Annotated in this window: 5 protein-coding genes; 1 reads left to right on the top strand and 4 read right to left on the bottom strand. The window is 68.3% G+C overall.

The window, feature by feature from the left end; all coding sequences use genetic code 11:
* Positions 1-122: 122 nt before the first annotated feature.
* The 4 genes from ACLML9_RS27295 to ACLML9_RS27280 all read right to left on the bottom strand — a co-directional run bounded on the left by ACLML9_RS27295 (position 123) and on the right by ACLML9_RS27280 (position 4,204).
* The gene (locus ACLML9_RS27295) at positions 123-1,124 is read right to left on the bottom strand and encodes a VWA domain-containing protein (RefSeq protein ID WP_411948199.1); all 1,002 of its coding nucleotides are present in this window, start codon (positions 1,122-1,124) and stop codon (positions 123-125) included.
* Positions 1,121-2,074, bottom strand: coding sequence for a DUF58 domain-containing protein (locus tag ACLML9_RS27290; protein WP_411948198.1), 954 nt, complete (start codon positions 2,072-2,074; stop codon positions 1,121-1,123). Before ACLML9_RS27290 ends, ACLML9_RS27295 begins: the two co-directional genes overlap by 4 nt.
* A 32-nt stretch (positions 2,075-2,106) precedes the next feature.
* On the bottom strand, positions 2,107-3,267 hold the full coding sequence (locus ACLML9_RS27285) for an AAA family ATPase (protein WP_411948197.1): 1,161 nt from the start codon (positions 3,265-3,267) through the stop codon (positions 2,107-2,109).
* A gap of 343 nt (positions 3,268-3,610) precedes the next feature.
* A complete protein-coding gene (locus ACLML9_RS27280) occupies positions 3,611-4,204 on the bottom strand; it encodes a DUF6676 family protein (protein ID WP_411948196.1) in 594 nt (197 codons plus the stop codon).
* A gap of 347 nt (positions 4,205-4,551) precedes the next feature.
* Here ACLML9_RS27280 and acnA point away from each other — a divergent pair.
* Positions 4,552-6,156, top strand: a 1,605-nt coding sequence (gene acnA / locus ACLML9_RS27275) for an aconitate hydratase AcnA (RefSeq protein ID WP_411948195.1), incomplete at its 3' end; no start/stop codon positions are given.

Raw genomic sequence — 6,156 nt, 5'->3', positions numbered from 1 at the left:
GGGCCGGGTGAAATCCGGCCCGCAGCACGATATCGACTGATCCCCGCCGGCGTCGGCGACGGCGCACCGGCCGGGCGGATCTCGGCGGGATCCGCACGCTATCAGCGCTTCTCACCGATCTGTCAGGGCAGCCGCTGGCGCAGCAGCAGCGCCGCCACCACGCCGGCCACCGTGGTCAGCAGGCCGAGCAGCCACCACGGACGGCTGGCATCGCCCCGGGTGACCTCGTAGCCGATCTGCTCCTCCAGAGTGTCATAGACAGTGGACAGTTCCTGCAGGCTGGAGGCGGTATAGAACTCACCGCCGGACAATCGCGCGATCTCCTGCATCGCCTCGTCGTCCACCGGCACATCGACCTGGTCCGTGCCGCCGTCCTCACGCGGGATCTCGACCACACCCCATTTGGTGCCGAACGAGATCGTCGAGACCGGGATCTTCTTGGTCTTCGCGAGCCGCGCGGCGACGAATTCGTGCCGCGGATTGTCCACGTCCTCGAAATCGGGCACGGTCTGTTTACCGTCGGACATCAGCACGATACGGGCCGGCGGCGGCGTCTCGGAGCCACCCAGGACCGAGGCGAGGGTCTCGATGGACTGCAGGGCGGTGAAGATTCCCTCACCGGTGGCGGTCCGCTCGGCGAGTTTGATGTTGTCGATGGCGGCCTTCACCGAACCCCGGTCGGTGGTCGGCGAGACGAGCACCGACGCGGTGCCGGCGTAGGTCACCAGTCCCAGGTTGATCCCCGGGGTGAGACCGTCGGCGAAGTTCTTGGCCGCTTCCTGCGCGACCTGCAGCCGGTTCGGCGAGACGTCGGTGGCCTCCATGGACAGCGAAACGTCCATGACCAGCACCACGGTCGCCCGGTTACGGGGCACCTTCTTCTCGGCGGTCGGCCCGGCCGCGCCGATCGTGGCGAACACCATGCCGACGATCACGAGCACGATCGGCAGATGGCGCCAGAAACTGGGCCGGTTGGGAGCGACTTTCTCGAGCTGCTCCATATTGCTGAACCGCAGCATCCGGCGATGCTTGCTGCGCTGCACCAGCAGATAGCCGAGCGCGAGCAGGAGAACGACAGCAAGAAATCCGAGCCAGATCGGTGCGGAAAAGTTCGAAATACTCACTGGCGTGGCACCCGCGGGGTCGAGGCGCCGAGGCTGTGGCGCCGGGTGGAGACGAACCGGACCACATCGGCGATCCAGTCCCGGTCGGTCTGCAGGGTGAGCACCGGGGCGCCGCAACTGCGCAGGGTCTGCTCGACCTCGTCCCGGTGCCGCCGGGCGGCGGCCGCGTAATCGGCGCGCAGCTGCGGGGTGACGGTGAACTCGCGGGTCCGCCCGGTCTCCGGATCGTGCAGCACCACATCACCCATATCCGGTAACTCGGTATCGCGCGGATCGAGGACCTCGACGGCCAGCAGATCGTGGCGGGCGGAGATGGCCCGCAGCGACCGCTGCCAGTCGATATCGCCGAGGAAATCACTGATCACGACCGCCAGGCCGCGTTTGCGCTGCGGCCGGCGCAACGATTCGATGGCGCCGCGCAGATCACCGCGCACTCCGTCGCGCGGATGCGGAGTGGTGGCGATACTGCGCAGCAGCGACTGCGCGTGGACCCGGCCGCTGCGGGCAGGGATCCGCTGCATCTGCTCACCGGTCGCGACCACGGCGCCGACCCGGTTCCCGCCGCCCATCGTCAGATGGGTCACCGCGGCCGCGGCGGCCACCGCCAGATCGCGTTTCTGGCAGGCGCCGGTGCCGAAATCCAGGCTGGCGGACAGATCCACCACCATCCAGGTTTCCAGCTCCCGGTCCGCGATCATCTGCCGGACGTGCGGGTGGGTGGTCCGCGCGGTCACCGACCAGTCCATCTGCCGGACATCGTCACCGGGCTGATAGGCCCGCGCCTCCCCCGGTTCCGAACCGGGGCCGGGGATGAGGCCGAGGTGATCACCGTGCAGCACGCCGTCCAAGCGGCGGCGGACGGTGAGCTCCAGGGTTTTCAGGGCGGCCGTCAGATGCGGATCGGTCAGCTCGCCCGAACGGAACGACGGCGGTGCATGGGGGTCGGGCACGGTCTCTCGGGCGCGGGGGTCCGGCGGCCGGGTCACTGGGGCTGGTTCGTGCCGGCGGTCTGCGGCACCTGCGGCGCCGGAGACTGCTGCGGCGGCGCGGGCGGCCGGTTGCCGTTCTCGGTGACGGGCGGGGCGCCGCCCGGCGCCACGGCCTGCGGCGCGACCTGCGGGAGTCCGACGGTCTGCATAATCCGCTGGATCACGTCCTCCGGGCTGATCTCGTCGGCGAGCGCGTCGTAGGACAGCACCAGCCGGTGCCGCAGCACGTCGGGTACGACCTCGATGACATCCTGCGGAACCACGTAGTCGCGGCCGCGGATGAGCGCTACCGCGCGGGCGGCGGCGATGATGCCGAGGCTGGCCCGCGGCGACGCGCCGTAGGCCACCCAGTTCGCCACATCGTGCATCCCGAATTCGGCCGGAACGCGGGTCGCGGAGATGACCCGGACCACGTAGTCGACCAGCGCGTGGTGCACGAAGGTGCTCGCGGCCAGTTTCTGGAGGCGGATGAGTTCGGTCGGCTCCAGGATGCGGTTCGGTTCCGGCGGGGTCACACCCATCCGGTAGATGATCTCGCGCTCCTCCTCGACCGAGGGGTAGTCGACGACCACCTTGAACAGGAAGCGGTCGCGCTGCGCTTCCGGCAGCGGGTACACGCCCTCGCTCTCGATCGGGTTCTGGGTGGCCATCACCAGGAACGGATCGGGCATCGGGTAGGTCTTGCCACCGATCGTCACGTGCCGCTCGGCCATCACCTCGAGCAGCGCCGACTGCACCTTGGCCGGGGCGCGGTTGATCTCGTCGGCGAGGACGAAGTTCGCGACCACGGGGCCGAGTTCGGTATCGAACTCCTCGCGGCCCTGCCGGTAGATGCGGGTACCCACGAGGTCGGTCGGGACCAGGTCGGGGGTGAACTGGACGCGGGAGAACGAACCGCCGACCACTTTGGCGAAGGTCTCTACCGCGAGCGTTTTGGCAATACCGGGGACGCCCTCGAGCAGAACGTGTCCCTTGGCGAGCACCCCCACGAGCAACCGCTCGACCAGCCGGTCCTGCCCGACGATGACCCGCTTGACCTCGTAGATCGCCTTCTCGAGGGTCTGGACGTCACGCTCGAGGGTGCTCGAAGCAGGCGTCGGCGGTTGTTTCGCCAAATCTGCCCCGCTGACACCGTCCGTCGAAGTCACCAACATCCCCGCTTTCGCCTTGGTCCTGTGCGTGCTGTCACAACTATTCCAGGTGATGGCCGCGGATGCCGCAACCGGCTCCACTGTCGGGAAATTCGCCGTCGTTCGCGGGCGGTTTCCCGGTGGGGCAGGCAGGGCTTCCGGTGCTACAGCGGGCGCCGTCACCCACTCTTGTTCGACCATACGTACCGATACGGCATGGCGCCCGCCGTAGCGATTGCCGAAACCTGTCCGGCGCGAGCCGGGGCACCGGGCATCGTCGCGCGGCACACGGGCGCCCCGGCCGAGGCCGCCGGGGCGCGACAGGGAGAGCGGCGGCCGGGGGCGATCACCGGGCGAGCGGCCGCGGTTACCGCGCGGCCGGCTCCGGGTCTTCGGTGCGCTGGGTACGCGGGCCCGGCTCGGCGTCCACGGGCGGCGGCGACCCGCCCGCGCGGCGGGCCTTGACCCAGTACAGACCGCCCACTGTCAGCACCAGGCCGGCCAGGAGCACGATCGTGATCTCGGTCCAGCTCACCGTCGGTGTCTGCTCGAGGCGGTGCACCAGGGTCTGCGCGGCTTGTTCGGTCTTTCCGCCGGTGAACTTGGATTTGTCCTCGGCCCACTCCAACCGGACCCGGCTGATCGAATCGCTGGTGGTGCCGATCCAGTCGTCGCTGAAGACCGCGACGGTGCCGTGCTGGAATCCGGCCACCTCCGTGGCGAGATCGCGCAGTTCGGAGTCGTGCCCCGGATTGCCGTCGAGCACGACGACGCTCAGATCGATGCCGTGCGCCCGCGCATCGGCCACGATGGCGGCCAGTTCGCTCTGATCGTCACCCTCTGGCGTGGCCACTCCGTTGTCGGCGAGATCGGTCCGAACCTCTTCGAGGGTCTTCGAATCGAACCCGTCCGGCAGTTTGGTGGCCTTGAGGGAGAAGGCCGAGGTGTGGGTGACGGTCATCTTCCATCCGGTCTGGTCGAGCCGCATCGTCCGACGACGCGACGGGGAATCCGCTACTGGCACGAACAGCCGGGGTACCCGTGGTACCGCCCGGCCAACTCGGACCAGCTCGAGAGCAGATTACGCGACGCGTGAGCGGTTACCCGACACCCGGCACGCCCGACGATGGGCGCGCCGCCCGACCGCCTCGACATACCGCCCCGCGATTTTCATAGGACAAGCGTACTGTTAGGGTTGGGAACCGCGGGGAACCGGCGCCTTCCCGGGCCGGCACCTCATGCCAGAGACGTACCGCCGCCGGCACAGCCCCGCCGACGGCGTCCGCACACCCGACAAGTGGAGCTGACGTGACGAAAAGTATCGATACTTTCGGCGCCAAGGGCAACCTCGAGGTCGGAAGCAACTCCTACGAGATCTTCCGGCTCTCGGCCGTACCCGGCACCGAGAAACTCCCGTACGCACTGAAAGTTCTCGCCGAGAACCTGCTGCGCACCGAGGACGGCGTGAACATCACCGCCGACCATATCCGCGCGCTGGCGGACTGGGACCCCGACGCCCAGCCCAGTATCGAGATCCAGTTCACCCCGGCCCGCGTGGTGATGCAGGACTTCACCGGCGTGCCCTGCGTGGTCGACCTCGCCACCATGCGCGAGGCGGTCTCGGCCCTCGGCGGCGACCCGGAGAAGGTCAATCCGCTCTCCCCCGCCGAAATGGTCATCGACCACTCGGTCATCCTCGATGTCTTCGGCCGCGCCGACGCCTTCGAGCGCAATGTCGAGCTCGAATACGAGCGCAACGGTGAGCGCTACCAGTTCCTGCGCTGGGGCCAGGGCGCGTTCGACGACTTCAAGGTCGTCCCCCCGGGCACCGGTATCGTGCACCAGGTCAATATCGAATACCTGGCCCGCACCATCATGGTCCGCAACGGCCAGGCCTACCCGGACACCTGCGTCGGCACCGACTCGCACACCACCATGGTCAACGGCCTGGGCGTGCTGGGCTGGGGTGTCGGTGGTATCGAGGCCGAGGCCGCCATGCTGGGCCAGCCGGTCTCCATGCTGATCCCGCGGGTGGTCGGCTTCAAGCTCACCGGTGAGATCCAGCCCGGCGTCACCGCCACCGACGTCGTGCTCACCGTCACCGATATGCTGCGCAAGCACGGCGTGGTCGGCAAGTTCGTCGAGTTCTACGGCCAGGGCGTGGCCGAGGTCCCGCTGGCCAACCGCGCCACCCTGGGCAATATGAGCCCCGAGTTCGGCTCCACCGCGGCGATCTTCCCGATCGACGGGGAGACCATCAACTACCTGCGCCTGACCGGCCGCACAGAGGAGCAGCTGGCGCTCGTCGAGGCCTACGCCAAGGAACAGGGCATGTGGCACGACCCCGCGTCGGAGCCCGCCTACTCCGAGTACCTGGAACTCGATCTGGGCACCGTGGTGCCTTCCATCGCCGGCCCGAAGCGCCCGCAGGACCGCATCCCGCTCAGCGAATCCAAGATCGCCTTCCGCAAGGACATCCACAACTACGTGGAGGATCAGCACCCGACGCCGCATTCGAAGCTGGACGAGGCGGTGGAGGAGACCTTCCCGGCCTCCGATCCGGCCACCCTGTCCTTCGCCGACGATGGCGCGGTGAAGGTGCAGTCCGCGGCGAACAACGCCGACGGACGGCCGTCCAAGCCGATCAAGGTCGTCTCCGAGGAGCGCGGCGAATTCATCCTCGACCATGGCGCGGTCGCGGTCGCGGGTATCACCTCCTGCACCAACACCTCGAACCCGTCGGTCATGATCGGCGCCGCCCTGCTGGCTCGTAACGCGGTCGAGAAGGGCCTGTCCAGCAAGCCGTGGGTCAAGACCAATATGGCCCCCGGTTCGCAGGTCGTCACCGATTACTACGAGAAGGCCGGCCTGTGGCCCTACCTGGAGAAGCTCGGCTTCTACCTGGGCGGTTAC

It is taken from the genome of Nocardia sp. NPDC002869, assembly GCF_046764065.1.
Taxonomy (GTDB): Bacteria; Actinomycetota; Actinomycetes; order Mycobacteriales; family Mycobacteriaceae; genus Nocardia; species Nocardia rhamnosiphila.
The sequence above is the reverse complement of the archived record's forward strand: the minus strand, read 5'-3'. Positions and strand labels throughout refer to the sequence as shown.

Coding starts and splice junctions, on each gene's coding strand:
- ACLML9_RS27285 (WP_411948197.1), bottom strand. CDS start 3,267: ATGTTGGTGACTTCGACGGACGGTGTCAGCGGGGCAGATTTGGCGAAA.
- ACLML9_RS27280 (WP_411948196.1), bottom strand. CDS start 4,204: ATGACCGTCACCCACACCTCGGCCTTCTCCCTCAAGGCCACCAAACTG.